Here is a 15870-nt window from a genome sequence, read left to right on the forward strand (position 1 = left end):
TACGACTTGCAGCCTCCCGTCCCCCCGCAAGAGAAATTTCCACCCCCCTCTTGCACAACAAATATTATGGTATACCATCAGACAACAAGAGCTGATAACCCTCACCAGGAGCCACCCATGAGTTTCGAAATCCGCAAGATCGTCACCTACTCCGAAGAGACCCGCATCGAAGGCGGCAAGGCCACCGACAAGCCGGTGACCATGGTCGGCCTGGCCGTGGTGATCAAGAACCCATGGGCCGGTCGCGGTTTCGTTGAAGATCTGAAGCCGGAAATCCGCGCCAACTGCTCGGAGCTGGGCGCGCTGATGGTCGAGCGCCTGACTGCCGCCATTGGTGGGGCCGACAAGATCGAGGCCTACGGCAAGGCCGCCGTGGTGGGTGCCGATGGCGAAATCGAGCATGCCTCGGCGGTGATCCACACCCTGCGCTTTGGCAACCACTACCGCGAAGCGGTACAGGCCAAGAGCTACCTGAGCTTCACCAACAAACGTGGTGGCCCAGGCACCTCGATCCAGATCCCGATGATGCAGAAAGACGACGAGGGCCTGCGCTCGCACTACATCACCCTGGAGATGCAGATCGAAGACGCACCGCGTGCCGATGAAATCGTCGTGGTGCTGGGCGCTGCCGACGGCGGCCGCCTGCACCCGCGCATCGGCAACCGCTACATCGACCTGGAAGAACTGGCTGCCGAAAAAGCCAGCGCTCAATAACAACAACCAAGACGGGCCGGGGCGTGGCGTGCTTACCCGCCGCGCCCGACCTTCAAGGAGCGCCCTCCATGATTCAGCCTGTCGCTGAACGCACACCTGCCGGCACCAGCTACCTGTCCGTCGGCCAAGGCCAACCCGTGGTACTGATCCACGGCGTGGGCCTGAACAAGGAAATGTGGGGCGGTCAGTTCGTTGGCCTGGCCAACGACTACCGCGTCATCGCCTATGACATGCTCGGCCACGGGCAAAGCCGCGTGCCGGCTGCCGATACGCCGCTGGAAAGCTATGCCGACCAGCTCGCCGAACTGCTTGACCACCTGCAAATCGCCCAGGCCACGGTGATCGGCTTTTCCATGGGCGGCCTGGTTGCCCGGGCCTTTGCCCTCAACTACCCGCAGCGCCTGGCGGCACTGGTGGTTCTCAACAGCGTGTTCAACCGCAGCCCCGAGCAGAGCGCCGGCGTTATCGCCCGCGCCGCCCAGGCCGCAGAGCTGGGCCCCGACGCCAACGTCGACGCCGCCCTCGAGCGCTGGTTCAGCCGTGAATACAAGGCCGCCAACCCGGCCCAGGTCGCCGCTATCCGTCAGGTCCTGGCGAGCAATGACCCGCAGGGCTACCACACCACTTATTCGCTGTTCGCCACCCAGGACATGTACCGCGCCAGCGACCTGGGCAGCATCCAGGTGCCGACACTGATCGCCACCGGCGAGCTCGACTCGGGCTCCACACCGGCCATGACCCGCCAGCTCGCGGCGCGCATCCCGGGTGCGCACAGTGTGGTGCTGGCCGAGCAACGGCATATGATGGCGGTGGAAGCACCGCGTGAAGTCAACAAGATGCTGCTGGACTTCCTCGCGCAAGCCCGCACCCTTACCGAATCCGCCAAGGGGATTGTTGCATGACCCTCGTTCGTTTCCAGATGTGCATCGACGGCCAATGGCGCGATGCCCAGAGCGGCAAGACCTTCGACAGCCTCAACCCGGCCACCGCCCAGGCCTGGGCACAGTTGCCCGATGCCGACGAGGCCGATGTGGAGCTGGCCGTGCAGGCCGCCCAGCGTGCCTTCGACAGCAAGCAGTGGCGCAGCATCACGGCCACCGCGCGCGGCAAGCTGCTGCGTCGCCTGGGTGACCTGATTGCCGAGAACAAAGAGCACCTCGCGCAGCTGGAGAGCCGTGACAACGGCAAGCTGATTCGCGAAACCCGCGGCCAGGTCGGTTACCTGCCCGAGTTCTTCCACTACACCGCCGGCCTGGCCGACAAGCTCGAAGGTGGCACCCTGCCGCTAGACAAGCCCGACCTGTTCGCCTACACCGTGCACGAGCCGATCGGTGTGGTCGCCGGCATCATCCCGTGGAACAGCCCGCTGTACCTTACCGCGATCAAACTGGCCCCGGCCCTGGCGGCCGGCAACACCATCGTGCTCAAGCCGTCCGAGCACGCTTCGGCGACCATCCTGGAGCTGGCCCGCCTGGCCCTGGAAGCCGGCTTCCCGCCGGGTGTCGTCAACGTGGTCACCGGCTACGGTCCAAGCACCGGCGCGGCGCTGACCCGCCACCCGCTGGTGCGCAAGATCGCCTTCACCGGCGGTGCAGCCACTGCCCGCCACGTGGTGCGCAGCAGTGCCGAGAACTTCGCCAAGCTGTCGCTGGAGCTGGGCGGCAAATCGCCGAACATCATCTTCGCCGATGCCGACCTGGACAGCGCCATCAACGGCGCCGTGGCCGGCATTTATGCCGCCTCAGGGCAAAGCTGCGTCGCCGGATCGCGCCTGCTGGTGCAGGACGAGATTTTCGACGAGTTCGTCGAGCGCCTGATTGCCCGCGCCAAGCGCATCCGCATCGGCAACCCGCAGGACGATGCCAGCGAAATGGGCCCGATGGCGACCGCTCAGCAGTTGGCCGTGGTCGAAGGCCTGGTCGCTGCGGCCAAGGCTGAAGGCGCCAAGCTGCACATGGGTGGCAAGCGGGCCGAGGTCGAAGGCGAAGGCTGGTTCTACGAACCGACCCTGTTCGAGTGCGACAGCAACTCGATGACCATCATGCAGGAAGAAGTGTTCGGCCCGGTCGCGGCGGTCATCCGCTTCAAGACCGAGGAGCAGGCGCTGGAAATCGCCAACGACTCGCAGTTCGGCCTGGCGGCCGGTATCTGGACCCGCGACTTGGGCCGCGCCCACCGCCTGGCCCGTGACGTGCGCTCGGGCATCATCTGGGTCAACACCTACCGCGCCGTGTCGGCCATGGCCCCGATCGGCGGTTTCAAGAACAGCGGCTACGGCCGTGAGAGTGGCATCGATTCGGTGCTGGCCTATACCGAGCTGAAGACCGTGTGGATCAACCTGTCCACCGCGCCCATGCCCGACCCGTTTGTGATGCGCTAAGAGGTAGCACGAGATGATCGAACCTGGCATCTACAAAGACGTGATGGGCTCCTTCCCGTCCGGCGTCACGGTTGTCACCACCCTGGACGCCGACGGTGGCATCGTCGGCATCACCGCCAGTGCCTTCAGCGCCCTGTCGATCGACCCGGCGCTGGTGCTGTTCTGCCCCAACTACGCCTCTGACACCTACCCGATCCTGCGCGACAGCAAGCAGTTCGCGATCCACCTGCTGTCGGCCGAGCAAACCGCCGAGGCCTATGCGTTTGCCGGCAAGGGCAAGGACAAGGCCAAGGGCATCGAGTGGCACCTGAGCGAGCTGGGCAACCCGCTGCTGGCGAAGGCCACGGCGATCATCGAGTGCGAACTGTGGCGCGAGTATGACGGCGGGGACCATGCGATCATCGTGGGTGCGGTGAAGAACCTGGTGCTGCCCGAGCAGCCGGTAACGCCGATGGTGTACCACAAGGGCAAGCTGGGCGCCCTGCCGCCTTTGGGCTGATAGACCTTTAAGCCGGTGTTGGCTTCTTCGCGGGCTTGCCCGCTCCCACAGGGACGGCGCAGTTCCCGAGACCTGTGCATGACCTGTGGGAGCGGGCAAGCCCGCGAACAAGCCACCGCCAATGTCCCTGTTTCATTCCGGAGCACTGCGCATGAGCAATGACAAGTACGAGAAAGGCCTGCAAATCCGCACCCAGGTACTGGGCGAAGACTACGTCAACCGCTCGATTCAGAACGCCGACGACTTCACCAAGCCGTTGCAGGAACTGGTCACCGAATACTGCTGGGGCCACGTCTGGGGCCGTGAAGGCCTCTCGCTCAAAGAGCGCAGCATGATAAACTTGGCCATGATTTCCGCGCTCAACCGGCCCCACGAGCTCAAGCTGCACATTCGCGGCGCATTGCGTAATGGCCTGAGCCGTGAACAGATTCGCGAGATCCTGCTCCAGGTCGGCATTTATTGCGGCGTGCCCGCGGCGGTGGACAGCTTCCGCCTGGCCCGCGAAGCGTTCGCTGAAGCCGATGCGGAGCCAACCCGTTAACACCGGGCTGTTCGAACCCACGCAAGGAGCACCCAAGGTTCGTGGTGCTATTGCGGTTGCGGCCGGGCAGCCTCTTTAAGAGCGCACTTGATGAAACGCCAGCCACTCGACGACAGCTTCAAGGTCAACCGCAACCCCGTTACCCTGCGCGAAATCGTGCTAGACAAGCTGCGCGCGGCGATCATGAACTTCCACCTGCTGCCTGGCGACCGCCTGGTCGAACGCGACCTCTGCGACCGCCTTGGGGTCAGCCGTACCTCGGTACGCGAAGCGCTGCGTCACCTGGAATCCGAAGGCCTGGTGGAATTCGCCGACGCCAAGGGCCCACGGGTGGCCATCATCACCCTGGAAGACGCCCGCGACATCTACGAGCTGCGTTGCGTACTCGAAGGCCTGATCGTGCAGTTGTTCACCCTCAACGCCAAGGCCAAGGACATCCGTGCCCTGGAACGCGCGCTGGAGGTCAACCGCGAAGCCTTGGAAGAAGGCGAGTTGCAGCAGGTGCTGGACTCGGTTCAAGGCTTCTACGACGTGCTGCTGGAAGGCTCCGGCAACCAGGTGGCGGCGCAGCAGTTGCGCCAGTTGCAGGCACGCATCAGCTACCTGCGCGCCACCTCGGTGTCGCAGGAAAACCGCCGCGGCGCCAGCAACCGCGAGATGGAAAAGATGGTCGAGGCAATCAAGGGTGGCGACCCGCTGGTTGCCCACCAGGCCTCGGTCGACCATGTGCGTGCGGCTGCCAAGGTAGCCCTGGATTACCTGCGCCAGAAGCAGGAAGACCACGTCAAGGTGCGCGACATCGTCGAGCCCCTGGCGCTGAAGGATCCACGTATTTAACGCCACCCACAGGCCGCTGATCATGCCCAACGCCCCGCGCTACTGCCCGCACTGTACCAAGGAACTGGCCCGGGGCGTTCCTGCAGGTGACACCCACGAACGCCTGCATTGTGGCGGCTGCGGCTACATCCACTACATCAACCCGAAGGTCATCGCCGGCTGCATCATCGAGCGTGACGGCAAGTACCTGCTGTGCCAGCGTGCCATCCCGCCACGCCCCGGCACTTGGACCTTGCCGGCGGGCTTCATGGAGGCTGGCGAGACCACCGAGCAGGCGGCGCTGCGCGAGGTGTGGGAAGAAAGCGGCGTGCGGGCCGACATCATTTCGCCGTACTCGATTTTCAGCGTGCCGAAAATCAGCGAGGTCTACATCATCTTCCGCGCCATCGTGACCGAAGAAACCGGGCAATACGGGTCGGAAACGCTGGCGTACAAGTTCTTCGCACCGGATGAGATCCCTTGGGATCAGATCTACTACCCGGCGATCCGGCAGATTCTCGAACGTTACATCCTGGAGCGGCAGGCTGGGGTGTATGGCATGTACATGGGCAATGACGACACCGGCAAGGTGCACTTCATGCGTTAGCCGGTGCTGGCCCTGTGCCCCAAAAATGCCCGGGTCGCACCAGCAAAGCTCACCCATCACCGCCCACACAACGCGCACCCCCTCTACCCCAAGCCCTTCAGCCAACTGGCACCCTCCTTGCTACCGTCAGCCGCTTAAGCTTTTGTCAGCCTTAGGTTTTTTAAGGCTTAAAGGTACATATTTACTAATTTCCCGTTACCCCAGCGGCCCGCATCATCGCTCCAACAAGAACGCGTCGCCCATCGCCGGCACGCACCCGGGCAGTTGCCAATGCCCTACCTTGCCTTGGAGTCAGTCATGACCAGTGCAGCCAATTCGGCACCCCTCATAGAAAAACACACGATCGGCTATGTGCCACCGCAAGACCGCCATGGAAAGGTAAGGGATCTGTTCACGCTGTGGTTCGGCGGCAACATTGCGCCGTTGCCCATCGTCACCGGCGCGTTGGGCGTGCAGCTGTTTCACCTGAACCTGGTATGGGGCATCGTCGCCATCCTGGTGGGCCACCTGCTCGGTGGCGTGCTGATGGCCCTGCACTCGGCCCAGGGCCCGCAAATGGGCATCCCGCAGATGATCCAGAGCCGTGCCCAGTTCGGTACCTTGGGCGCGCTGCTGGTGGTAGTGATTGCCGGGGTCATGTACATCGGCTTCTTCGCCTCCAACATCGTGCTCGCCGGCAAGTCTTTGCACGGTGTGGTCGAGGCAGTACCGGTGCCGGTCGGCATCGTCATCGGCGCGCTGGGTTCGGGCATCATCGGCATCATCGGCTACCGCTTCATCCACGTCCTCAACCGCATCGGCACCTGGGTGCTGGGTATCGGCATCGTGGTCGGCTTCGGCTATATCTTCACCCATGTGCAGAGCGACGACTTCCTCAGCCGCGGCAGCTTCAACCTGGCCGGCTGGCTGGCCACCGTGTCGCTGGCGGCGCTGTGGCAGATCGCCTTTGCGCCCTACGTGTCGGACTACTCACGCTACCTGCCGGCAGACGTGAAAGTCAGCTCGACCTTCTGGGCCACCTACCTGGGCTCGGCCCTGGGTTCGAGCCTGTCGTTCATCTTCGGCGCCGTGGCGGTACTGGCCATTCCGGCCGGCATGGACACCATGGATGCGGTCAAACTGGCCACCGGGACCCTCGGCCCCGTCATGCTGGTGCTGTTCCTGCTCAGCGTCATCAGCCACAACGCCCTCAACCTGTATGGCGCGGTGCTGTCGATCATCACCCTGGTGCAAACCTTCGCCTACCGCTGGATCCCTACCGCCAAGAGCCGCGCGGTACTGTCGCTGATCGTGCTGTCGGCGTGCTGCGTGGTCGCCGTGTTCGCTTCGGCGGACTTCATTGGCCACTTCGTCGACATGGTGCTGGTGTTGCTGGTGGTGCTGGTGCCGTGGACGGCGATCAACCTCATCGACTTCTATGCCATCCACAAGGGCGACTACGACATCCAGTCGATCTTCCAGGTCGATGGCGGTATCTATGGCCGTTACAACCCGCAGGCTCTGCTCGCTTATGCGGTGGGTATCGTGGTGCAGATCCCGTTCATGAACACGCCGCTGTACGTGGGGCCGATTTCCGAGCACATCAACGGCGCCGACCTGTCGTGGCTGGTAGGGCTGGCGGTGACTTCGCCGCTGTACTGGTGGCTGGCCAGCCGTGACAGTGCTTACCGGCGCCGGCAGCTGAGTGCCAAGCTGGCCATGGGGCACTGAGTTTGCTGCGCCGGCAAATCCCAGCAGATGGTTGTGCACCATCGCTGGGAGCTCCGATGCCGGAAGCTGACCCATACATGACCGAGCACCGCAGGTGGGGCGCTCGGTCGCAGCGCCCCCTGCCCCTCAAGCAGAACTCTACCCTCCCTCCGGCAACAGGCTGCGATCAAACATGAACACCCGCCCACCCAGCGGCGTGTGCTGATACAACTGTTGCGGCCGGCCCAGCCTGGGCTGGTTCTTCTCCCCGGTGTCCTTCACCCACCCCAGCTCACGCAAGCGCTCCAGGCGTTTACGCAGCGAGGTGCTGTTCACCGTCTGCCCCAGGCATGCCTGAACCGCCCCCAGGGCATCGAGCACGGTGAATTTCTCCGCCAGCAGGTACAGCGGCAGGCTGCTGTACACGGTCTTTGCCGCCAGCCGCTCGCGGGCCCGCTCCACCAGCAACGTGTGGTCGAAAGGCAAGAGCACCTTGCGCGCCAACACACTGTCCAGGTCGAAAAACGCCAACTGCTCACCCAAGGCTGCCTGCCCAGGGCCGATCAAGGCGAGGTAATAGGTGCTCAGCGACCAGCCCCGCGGATCGCGAAACGCATTGCCCTCGGTACCCACCTGCTCCATGTAGCACGGCACCAGCCGGGTTTTTTCGCGTAACGCGCGCTCGGCCGCGGCCTCCAGGCTGATGTCAGGGGTTCGACCATTGACGATCACCCCCGGCAACGCCCACTGGCCGGCGTGCGGTTCGCGCTCACGGCGGTGCAACAACACTTGCAGATGCTGCGCATCGGGGGCCAGACGCAGGGTCACGATATCGACACTGGCCAGGACTTCAACTGTACTCACCGGGTTGCTCCTCGTTCACTGGCCTAATAATCCACCAGAGACACTAAGTAAATCAACAAGCAAATCCATAGGGATATACGCTTGACAGACTTAGATCACCAGGTAGATTATGTAGGCAGTCCAGCAAGGAGAACTGCCATGAAAATCGCCAGTTTCGATGTCGATGCGCAGAACGGCTTCACCGGCAACGCGCCGCAGGAACTCCCGGTTCCCGAAGGCCATGAAATTGCGGTTGACCTCAACACCATGGCCCTGCGCGCCGACCTGCGCCTGGGCAGCAAAGATGCCCACCCGGCCAATGCCGCCTGGGTTGTCGCCGACCCGGCGCACATGCTGCAGCCCCTGCAAATGGCCAACGCCGACCTGACCTGGGTCAGCCACTGCGTCCCCGGCACCCCAGGGTTCGAGCTGCTGCCTGGCCTGCCGGCGCCCATCGATTACGACTACTTCGTGTGGAAGGGTGTCGAACCCGACCTACACCCCTACGGCGCCTGCTATCACGACCTCGCCGAACGCCGTTCCACGGGGGTCATCGAATACCTCAAGGTGCAGCAGGTCGGCGCGGTGATCGTCGGCGGCCTGGCCCTGGACTACTGCGTCAAGACCACCGCCCGGCAACTGCGCCAGGCCGGCTTCGAGGTGCTGCTGTACCTACCGGCCTGCCGTGCGCTGACTCAGGCAGGCGCTATCGAGGCGTGCGGCGCCTTGGCCGCCGAAGGGGTCATCCTCTGCGGCGACGAAGCCGCGCTCGACCACCAGCTTGCCCTGATCAAGGAACAACGCCCATGAGCGAAAGTGTTTTCGGCCCCCGCATCATCCAGAACCTGCTGGACACCGACTTCTACAAGATCACCATGATGCAGGCAGTGCTGCACAACTACCCCAACGCCGAGGTGGAATGGGAGTTTCGTTGCCGCAACGACGAAGACTTGTCTCCCTACCTGGCTGAAATCCGCTACCAGGTAGAACAGCTGGCCGAGGTCACGGTGACCCACGACCAGTTGGCCTATCTGGAGAAAATCCCTTTCCTCAAACCGGATTTCATTCGCTTTCTAAGCCTGTTCCGTTTCAACCTGCGCTATGTACAGGTGGGCCTGGACGCCGCCGGGCAACTGGCAGTGCGCGTACGCGGGCCTTGGTTGCATGTGATTCTCTACGAGATCCCGCTGCTGGCGATCATCAGCGAGGTGCGCAACCGCTACCGCTACCGTGACGTGGTGATCGAACAGGTCGGCGAGCGCCTGTACCAGAAGCTCGACTGGCTGAAGGCCGAGGCCAGTGCCGAAGAGCTGGCCGGTTTCCAGTTGGCGGACTTCGGCACGCGCCGGCGCTTCTCCTACCGGGTGCAGGAAGAAGTCGTGCATATCCTCAAGCATGATTTCCCGGGGCGCTTCGTTGGCACCAGCAACGTGCACCTGGCGCGTGAGTTCGAGCTCAAGCCGCTGGGCACCATGGCCCACGAATGGTTTATGGCACACCAGCAGTTGGGCCCGCGCCTGGTCGACAGCCAGGCCGCCGCACTGGAGTGCTGGGTCAGGGAGTACCGAGGGCTGCTCGGCATAGCGTTGACCGACTGCATCACCATGGATGCCTTCCTCGGCGATTTCGACCTGTATTTCGCCAAGCTATTCGATGGCTTGCGGCACGACTCTGGCGATCCACTGGCGTGGGCGGAAAAAGCCATTGCCCATTATGAGCGGCTGGGGATCGACCCAAAGAGCAAGACCCTGATCTTCTCCGATGGGCTGGATTTTGCCAAGGCGCTGGGGCTGTACCGGGCGTTGCATGAACGGATCAATGTGAGCTTCGGCATTGGTACCCAGTTGACGTGCGATATCCCGGGGGTAGCGCCGATGAACATGGTTATCAAGATGACCGCGTGCAATGGGGCGCCGGTGGCGAAAATTTCCGATAGCCCTGGCAAGACCCAGTGCCGGGACGAGAATTTCGTGGCCTATATGAAACACGTTTTCAAGGTGAATTGATGGCGGCTGTGCCGGCTTCATCGCGGGTGATCTTGCGCCCACCAGGCCGGCACTTTCAGTCCACCTGCGGCACCTCCTATCCCCACCCTAGGGAGCTGCCAATAAACCCTCCGGCGGCATAAGCTGAAACGGGCCGACTGATCTGTGCGGCCCGCCTTAACACGTTAGAAATTGAAGGTGTAACGCATGATCAATCGATTTTCATTGGCGCTGTCCGCATAGGTCGATCGGTTCGTAGCGTTACGCCATTGAAAAGAGACGCCTTTGGCTGGGCCACTCTGGATGACATAAGAGAGGTCGGTCACTCGCTCCCACTCTTCACCCTCGCTCCCATTTTGACGAAGTGAAGCGGCTTGGCGGGTTGTTAGCAGAGCAGGATCAATATCATCGCCTTTCGTATATCGAGTGGTGAAAAGCAATCCAGGCACGCCCAACGCGGCGAAGTCATAATCGTATCGGGCGAACCAGACACGCTCGTTGGGCGCAGTGAATGTACTGACCAGCGACTCACCGAACAGGTAGGTATCTGTGCCGTTTATGAACGCAAATGGCGTGTCGCCCCACGCCTTCTGATAGCCGCCCCCGATGATGTGCCCATTTATGCTATAAGCAACGTAGCTACTCAGTGTCCGGTTATCTACGCTACCCAGTTTTTTGGCGCCGGTTTCGCTGGCATCGAAAAAGCGAACATCCGCAATGACATCACCCTTCAAAAACGGCCGACTGACTTTGATTTCGCCGAAGTAGGACTTGTAGAGATCATCAAGTTCGGCGGCGTGCAGGCTAAGCCGCATGTCCTTATCAGCTTTGTAATCGAAGGCAATGTAATTGTAATGGTCAGCTTCGACCGGGGCATAGCCAAATACCGTGAGTGATTCGAAATCGGTAGAGTTACGCTGTTTCACAGCGTTGACCCTTGTGGCCGTAACCGTCAATGCATCAATATCGTTGACCGTCAGAGAACCCCCGCGAAAAACCTGAGGCAACAGGCGACTGTTATTGCTCCAGAGTAAAGGCATCAGAGGACTTAGCCCTCCTACTCTCAACTCAGTCTTGCCTACCCTGGCTTTGGCGGTGGCCACGAATTTTCCATACTCGTCTTCCACGTTTCTGTCGGAATCGAAGGGCAATAGTCCAGATCCCGTTCTGTCAGGGCTAGCGTCAAGCTTGACCCCCAACAAGCCCATAGCGTCGATACCGAAGCCCACGGGGCCTTCTGTGAAGCCGGATTGCAGGTTCAGGATAAAGCCCTGTGCCCACTCATCGCGCTTGGACTGCGCAGCCCCATCATTACGGAAATCGCGATTGTAATAAAAGTTTCGAAGTTCGAGACCACCTTTGAAATCTTCCACGAACGCAGCAGAAACATAAGGCGTCACCAGCAGAGCAGCAGAACAGGCTAATGACTTTTTATTAAAACCACCCATCACAGGCACCCTTATTATTGTTGTATGTTTGTGCATGAGCCGCAGGTCACCCCCATGCAAATGATGAACGTTGACCCCCTGCCTACAGCGCCGACATCAGGTCAGATCGTGTGAAACAATGACCTTGTTCCTCACCACCGTGGAGTCCGCGCGCGACTGGTTGATCAGGGTCACAGCAACAGCACCTACCAGACCGGCAAGGCCGATTGCCATGAAGTTCTGCTCCAGCGGCAAGGCCATCGATACGAGTGCCCCAATCAAAACGGGCGCGACTATCGCTCCGATACGACCGACCCCCGACGCAAAGCCCACACCCGTTGAACGGATGGTGGGGGGGTAAAAATCCCCGGCATACGCATAGGCCAGAAGTTGGGTACCGAGCGTGGAGCCACCCACGATGAACACGACGACGAAGAGCAGTTCAGTAGAACGCGTGTAACCCATTAGCGTGAGTGCAACTGCACCGACCACGTAAAACACCACCAACACCTGCTTGATGCTGAATTTATCGCTGAGCCAGCCACCGAAAAGTGCACCGAATATCGACCCGAGGTTGAACACAATAACGAAATTCAGGGCGGAACCGAGGCTGAAACCCGCCATGGCCATGAGCTTGGTGAGCCATGAGTTGAGCGCATATACCATGAAAAGCCCAGTAATGAACGCCAGTCAGATCATGACGGTGCTGTAGGCACGCCCTTCCTGGAAAAGGCTTCGTACAGGCTTGTCTTGCTCGGCAACAATATGAGGGTTACCGACAAGCGTAGTGTCATCCTTGATCATAAGTTCAGGACGAAGACGACGTGCAATGATTTTCAACTCGTCTTCCCGACCTTGCTTCAACAGGAAGCCGATAGAGTCGGGCATGGTCTTCAATATGAAAGGAATCAAAAAGACTGGTAGGGCTGCTACGTAGAAAACATATTGCCAGCCGTAGCTTTCGATCAGTTGCTTACCCGTGAGCGCTACCAAAATTCCGCCCACCGAATAGCCCGCGAAAACGAGGGTCACCAAGCGGGTGCGAACCTTCATGGGCGAGAACTCTCCCATCTGCGCCGTGCAGATAGGCAACACACCGCCGATCCCCAACCCTGCGATAAAGCGCAGGATGCTAAAGGTTAACGGATTGTCAGTAAAACCGGCGGCAGCAGTGAATAGGCTGAAGAGAGCCACACAGATTGCAATCATCTTTGGCCGACCTATACGGTCTGCCAGCGTCCCCAGGAAAATTGCCCCCAGCATGGTGCCAAACAAGGCTGAGCCAGCCATGACGCCGGCACTGGTTGCGTCAATTTGCATATCAACCATGATGGCTGGCAGTGCTGCCCCCACCACCGCCAAGTCGTAACCATCAATGATCAGTATCAGCACGCACCAAAAAAGAATCAACCCATGAAAGCGATTGAACTTAGACTCTCCGGCCAACGTGAACACATTCAAAGCACTCATACCGTATCTCCTTCAATCTTATTTTTTTCTACTGAAGTGTACTTACGTGTCGCGATCGCAGGCCAATCCAACAGGCTCGACTGTCTGCATGAAACTGCTAGGACTGTCTTTCAGCCCAGGCACAATTTACGCACCCGCCCCATGCCTGAAGCCGAAGTACTTGCGGTAACTACTTTGATAAACGCGAGGTAGCGAGCCAGCACTTGGCGCTGACACGGGCAGGGACATGCTTTCCGGCCACCACAACCACTCAAGTCACGCCTGTTGGTCTCGAACGGTGATGATGGAGAGGCAGAAGTCGAGTTCGCCTAATTCGGGCGTTTGGGAGAGCAATCATTAAAACGGGTGCGGGCAATCAGGCCTTCAAATGTGCAGTGTGTACTGACACCGTGAGAGCCTTCGCCAAAGAGGTCGCTTTGGTCAGCTTGAGCATTGCAATCACAGCGTTCAATACATGCACCCACAGACAACCAGGGCCCACATGTCTGAAGATCAACAACATGCTGATAGCCAAAGCTAGGTAACGCAGGAAAGTAACAAGGCATCACGATGCGTCCCTCTGATTTGTTCTTATTGGGGAGAAGTCGCTGAAGCGTCAGAAAAATAATCGCCTTCGAATGACGTGCGTGACAATGGTAAAAGCGCCCAAAATCTGTGACCGGATTTGCCACTCACGATCGATAACTTCAGAAGGATTGTCCACGCACTTGCAGTGATAGAGCGGTGAGGGGGAGTACCGGTGCGGGCGACGTTTTGTGCTATGCCATGCACAACGCCAGAAACCGCGCCGCCGCCCGCGAGGGCGTAGCGGCGTGCGGCATCAATATGGAAAAACGACGCACCAATGCCTGAGGGCTCACCTGCAAGCGTTGCAAAGCACCGTCCTCGTGGCGTATGGACATGGCTGAAACAAAGCCGATGCCCATGCCGGCACGCACCGCTTCCTTGACCCCCTCCACACCGGCGATTTCCAGCGCCACACGCATGGCTACGCCATCACGGGCGAATGCCCGCTCAACGACCTGCCGCACCCCCGAGCCGCTTTCACGCAACACCAACGGATAGGCCCCCAGCGCCGCCAATGGCTGCTTGTGCGTACCTGCCAGGGGGTGCCCGCGCGGCACGATCGCCACGATTTCGTCCTCGTGCCACGGCGTGGTGTGCGTGCCTAGGGGCAACTCATGGCCGGGCGGCCCCTCGATCAGGGCGATATCAACGCTGTCCAGTGCCGCCACGATCTCCGCCGTGTTGCCATGCGAGGTCGTCACCAGCACTTCCGGGTACTGCCGATGAAAATCGGCAATCAGGTAAGGCAACAGGTAACTGGCGGGCGTAGTGCTGGCGCCAATGCGCAAGGTGCCGCGCTCCAACCCGCGCATGGCCTCGCGCAGGGCTTGGGCCTGGCGGAAGGTATCGCGCAGGCGCTCGGCGTGTGCGAGCAGTTGCTCGCCAGCCGCTGTCAGGCGCACGCCACGACCGGCCCGTTGGTAGAGGGGTTCGCCGAACGCCTCCTGCAGCAGCTTGAGCTGCCCGGAAACCGCAGGCTGCGACAGGTGCAGGGCCTGGGCCGCATGGCTGATGTTGCCATGCTCGGCAACGGTGGCGAATGTTATCAGCTGTTCTGGGGTCATGAACTCAAAATATCAGCAAAGCGGATATCTGCCATCCCAAATTACGATTTTTTATAAGCTTATAACCGGATTAACGTAGGCCTCGTCGAATCATTGCCCGGAGGACTCACATGGCCACGGTACCGTCCCATCCTGCCTACACCCCTACCCTTTCTACCAAAGGGCGGCTCAATGGCATCCTGTTTGTCGCGCTGTTCGCGCTGGCTGTCACGCAACTGGCGGCCATACCCGCCATCGCCAGGCTTGGCATCAGCCCGCTGATTGTCGGCATCGTCGCCGGTGCGCTGTATGGCAACGCGCTGCGTGACGGCGTGCCGGCAAGCTGGGCCGCGGGTATCAATTTTTCCGCTCGCGGCTTGTTACGCATTGCCGTGGCGTTCTTCGGCCTGCGGGTGAGCCTGCAGGAAATTGCCGAGGTAGGCTGGTCGGGGCTAATCGCCTCGCTGCTGGTGGTTGGCAGCACATTGCTGATCGGCCTGTGGTGCGGCATGAAAGTCTTCAAGCTCGACCGCGACACCGCGCTGCTGACGGCCGCCGGTAGCGCCATCTGCGGGGCAGCCGCCGTGCTGGCATTCGAATCGGCGCTGCGCAGCGCCCCGCACAAGAGCGCCATGGCGGTGGGCAGTGTGGTGCTGTTCGGCACCTTGTTGATGTTCGTCTACCCCTTGGCGATCAACGCTGGCTGGCTGCACCTGGACACCTTGGGTGCCGGCCTGCTGCTGGGCGGCACCATCCACGAAGTGGCCCAGGTGGTCGGCGCCGCCAGCAACGTCAGCCCGGAAGTCACCCACATCGCGACCATCGTCAAGATGACCCGAGTCATGCTGCTGGTACCCGTGCTGCTGGTGGTCGGCCTGTGGATCAGCCGTTCGCGCCAGGCTGGCCAGGGCAAAGGCAACGGCCGCATCGCCATGCCCTGGTTCGCCTTCGGCTTCCTCGGCCTGGTGCTGGTGAACTCGCTGCAGGTGCTGCCCGGCAGCGTGACCCAGGCGCTCAACGGCCTGGACACCTTCGCCCTGACCATGGCGATGACCGCGCTGGGCATGGAGACGCGCTTGAGCCAGATTCGTCAGGCCGGGCCACGGGCGCTGGCGACCGGGGCGCTGCTCAACCTGTGGCTGGTTGGCGGCGGCCTGGCAATCACCCTCGGGGTGCAGAAGTTGTTGAGCTGATCGGCAACCGGGCGGCGAAGCAGGCGTAGCGCTGCAAAGGTTTTTCACCGCCCCCCTCGTGGCCGCCCACATTTCTCGGTATGGTGTTGTCCAAGA

General features: G+C 61.1%; 14 protein-coding genes and 1 pseudogene. 11 read left to right on the top strand and 4 right to left on the bottom strand.

Going from position 1 to position 15870, the window contains the following annotated elements:
* Positions 1-117 precede the first annotated feature (117 nt).
* From AACG97_RS16760 to AACG97_RS16795, 8 genes are all read left to right on the top strand, one after another.
* Positions 118-714, top strand: coding sequence for an amino acid synthesis family protein (locus AACG97_RS16760; protein ID WP_029613156.1), 597 nt, complete (start codon positions 118-120; stop codon positions 712-714).
* Between the two features lie 68 nt (positions 715-782).
* Positions 783-1616, top strand: a complete 834-nt coding sequence (locus AACG97_RS16765) for an alpha/beta fold hydrolase (RefSeq protein WP_115294232.1) — start codon at positions 783-785, stop codon at positions 1614-1616.
* The gene (locus tag AACG97_RS16770) at positions 1613-3094 is read left to right on the top strand and encodes an aldehyde dehydrogenase (RefSeq protein ID WP_054912259.1); all 1482 of its coding nucleotides are present in this window, start codon (positions 1613-1615) and stop codon (positions 3092-3094) included. The genes AACG97_RS16765 and AACG97_RS16770 overlap by 4 nt, the downstream gene beginning before the upstream one ends.
* A gap of 13 nt (positions 3095-3107) precedes the next feature.
* On the top strand, positions 3108-3593 hold the full coding sequence (locus tag AACG97_RS16775) for a flavin reductase family protein (RefSeq protein WP_047150252.1): 486 nt from the start codon (positions 3108-3110) through the stop codon (positions 3591-3593).
* 151 nt (positions 3594-3744) lie between these two features.
* Positions 3745-4134, top strand: coding sequence for a carboxymuconolactone decarboxylase family protein (locus AACG97_RS16780; RefSeq protein ID WP_009683727.1), 390 nt, complete (start codon positions 3745-3747; stop codon positions 4132-4134).
* A 90-nt stretch (positions 4135-4224) separates the two neighbouring features.
* Positions 4225-4971, top strand: coding sequence for a GntR family transcriptional regulator (locus tag AACG97_RS16785; protein ID WP_009683726.1), 747 nt, complete (start codon positions 4225-4227; stop codon positions 4969-4971).
* Between the two features lie 22 nt (positions 4972-4993).
* Complete coding sequence (locus AACG97_RS16790; RefSeq protein WP_054905968.1) at positions 4994-5557, top strand: NUDIX hydrolase; 564 nt, start codon at positions 4994-4996, stop codon at positions 5555-5557.
* A gap of 297 nt (positions 5558-5854) precedes the next feature.
* A complete protein-coding gene (locus tag AACG97_RS16795; protein ID WP_115294231.1) occupies positions 5855-7267 on the top strand; it encodes a purine-cytosine permease family protein in 1413 nt (470 codons plus the stop codon).
* A 138-nt stretch (positions 7268-7405) separates the two neighbouring features.
* On the opposite strand, the gene AACG97_RS16800 is transcribed toward AACG97_RS16795, so the two are convergent.
* Positions 7406-8110: an NUDIX hydrolase gene (locus AACG97_RS16800; protein WP_047150249.1), complete on the bottom strand. Its 705-nt coding sequence runs from the start codon at positions 8108-8110 to the stop codon at positions 7406-7408.
* Positions 8111-8248: 138 nt separating this feature from the next.
* On the opposite strand from AACG97_RS16800, the gene AACG97_RS16805 reads away from it, so the two are divergent.
* Both AACG97_RS16805 and pncB read left to right on the top strand, forming a co-directional pair.
* On the top strand, positions 8249-8899 hold the full coding sequence (locus tag AACG97_RS16805) for an isochorismatase family protein (RefSeq protein ID WP_009683721.1): 651 nt from the start codon (positions 8249-8251) through the stop codon (positions 8897-8899).
* Positions 8896-10095, top strand: coding sequence for a nicotinate phosphoribosyltransferase (gene pncB, locus AACG97_RS16810; RefSeq protein ID WP_054905965.1), 1200 nt, complete (start codon positions 8896-8898; stop codon positions 10093-10095). Before AACG97_RS16805 ends, pncB begins: the two co-directional genes overlap by 4 nt.
* A gap of 164 nt (positions 10096-10259) precedes the next feature.
* Here the strand turns inward: pncB and AACG97_RS16815 are convergent, their stop codons facing one another.
* The 3 genes and pseudogenes from AACG97_RS16815 to AACG97_RS16825 form a co-directional block, all read right to left on the bottom strand.
* Entirely contained in the window at positions 10260-11522 is a 1263-nt protein-coding gene (locus AACG97_RS16815) for an OprD family porin (RefSeq protein ID WP_115294230.1), read from the bottom strand.
* Between the two features lie 96 nt (positions 11523-11618).
* Positions 11619-12971: pseudogene (locus AACG97_RS16820) on the bottom strand (MFS transporter).
* 758 nt (positions 12972-13729) lie between these two features.
* The gene (locus AACG97_RS16825; RefSeq protein WP_115294228.1) at positions 13730-14602 is read right to left on the bottom strand and encodes a LysR family transcriptional regulator; all 873 of its coding nucleotides are present in this window, start codon (positions 14600-14602) and stop codon (positions 13730-13732) included.
* 110 nt (positions 14603-14712) lie between these two features.
* On the opposite strand from AACG97_RS16825, the gene AACG97_RS16830 reads away from it, so the two are divergent.
* Positions 14713-15774, top strand: coding sequence for a YeiH family protein (locus AACG97_RS16830; protein ID WP_115294227.1), 1062 nt, complete (start codon positions 14713-14715; stop codon positions 15772-15774).
* Positions 15775-15870: the final 96 nt, after the last annotated feature.

Source organism: Pseudomonas sp. Nvir, assembly GCF_963778085.1.
In the GTDB taxonomy this organism is placed as follows: Bacteria; Pseudomonadota; Gammaproteobacteria; order Pseudomonadales; family Pseudomonadaceae; genus Aquipseudomonas; species Aquipseudomonas juntendi.

Excerpts from the sequence above, each read along its gene's own strand:
- AACG97_RS16775 (WP_047150252.1), top strand. The coding sequence starts at position 3,108 with ATGATCGAACCTGGCATCTACAAAGACGTGATGGGCTCCTTCCCGTCC.
- AACG97_RS16785 (WP_009683726.1), top strand. The coding sequence starts at position 4,225 with ATGAAACGCCAGCCACTCGACGACAGCTTCAAGGTCAACCGCAACCCC.
- AACG97_RS16805 (WP_009683721.1), top strand. The coding sequence starts at position 8,249 with ATGAAAATCGCCAGTTTCGATGTCGATGCGCAGAACGGCTTCACCGGC.
- AACG97_RS16815 (WP_115294230.1), bottom strand. The coding sequence starts at position 11,522 with ATGGGTGGTTTTAATAAAAAGTCATTAGCCTGTTCTGCTGCTCTGCTG.
- AACG97_RS16765 (WP_115294232.1), top strand. The coding sequence starts at position 783 with ATGATTCAGCCTGTCGCTGAACGCACACCTGCCGGCACCAGCTACCTG.
- AACG97_RS16825 (WP_115294228.1), bottom strand. The coding sequence starts at position 14,602 with ATGACCCCAGAACAGCTGATAACATTCGCCACCGTTGCCGAGCATGGC.
- AACG97_RS16760 (WP_029613156.1), top strand. The coding sequence starts at position 118 with ATGAGTTTCGAAATCCGCAAGATCGTCACCTACTCCGAAGAGACCCGC.
- AACG97_RS16790 (WP_054905968.1), top strand. The coding sequence starts at position 4,994 with ATGCCCAACGCCCCGCGCTACTGCCCGCACTGTACCAAGGAACTGGCC.
- AACG97_RS16770 (WP_054912259.1), top strand. The coding sequence starts at position 1,613 with ATGACCCTCGTTCGTTTCCAGATGTGCATCGACGGCCAATGGCGCGAT.
- pncB (WP_054905965.1), top strand. The coding sequence starts at position 8,896 with ATGAGCGAAAGTGTTTTCGGCCCCCGCATCATCCAGAACCTGCTGGAC.
- AACG97_RS16780 (WP_009683727.1), top strand. The coding sequence starts at position 3,745 with ATGAGCAATGACAAGTACGAGAAAGGCCTGCAAATCCGCACCCAGGTA.
- AACG97_RS16795 (WP_115294231.1), top strand. The coding sequence starts at position 5,855 with ATGACCAGTGCAGCCAATTCGGCACCCCTCATAGAAAAACACACGATC.
- AACG97_RS16830 (WP_115294227.1), top strand. The coding sequence starts at position 14,713 with ATGGCCACGGTACCGTCCCATCCTGCCTACACCCCTACCCTTTCTACC.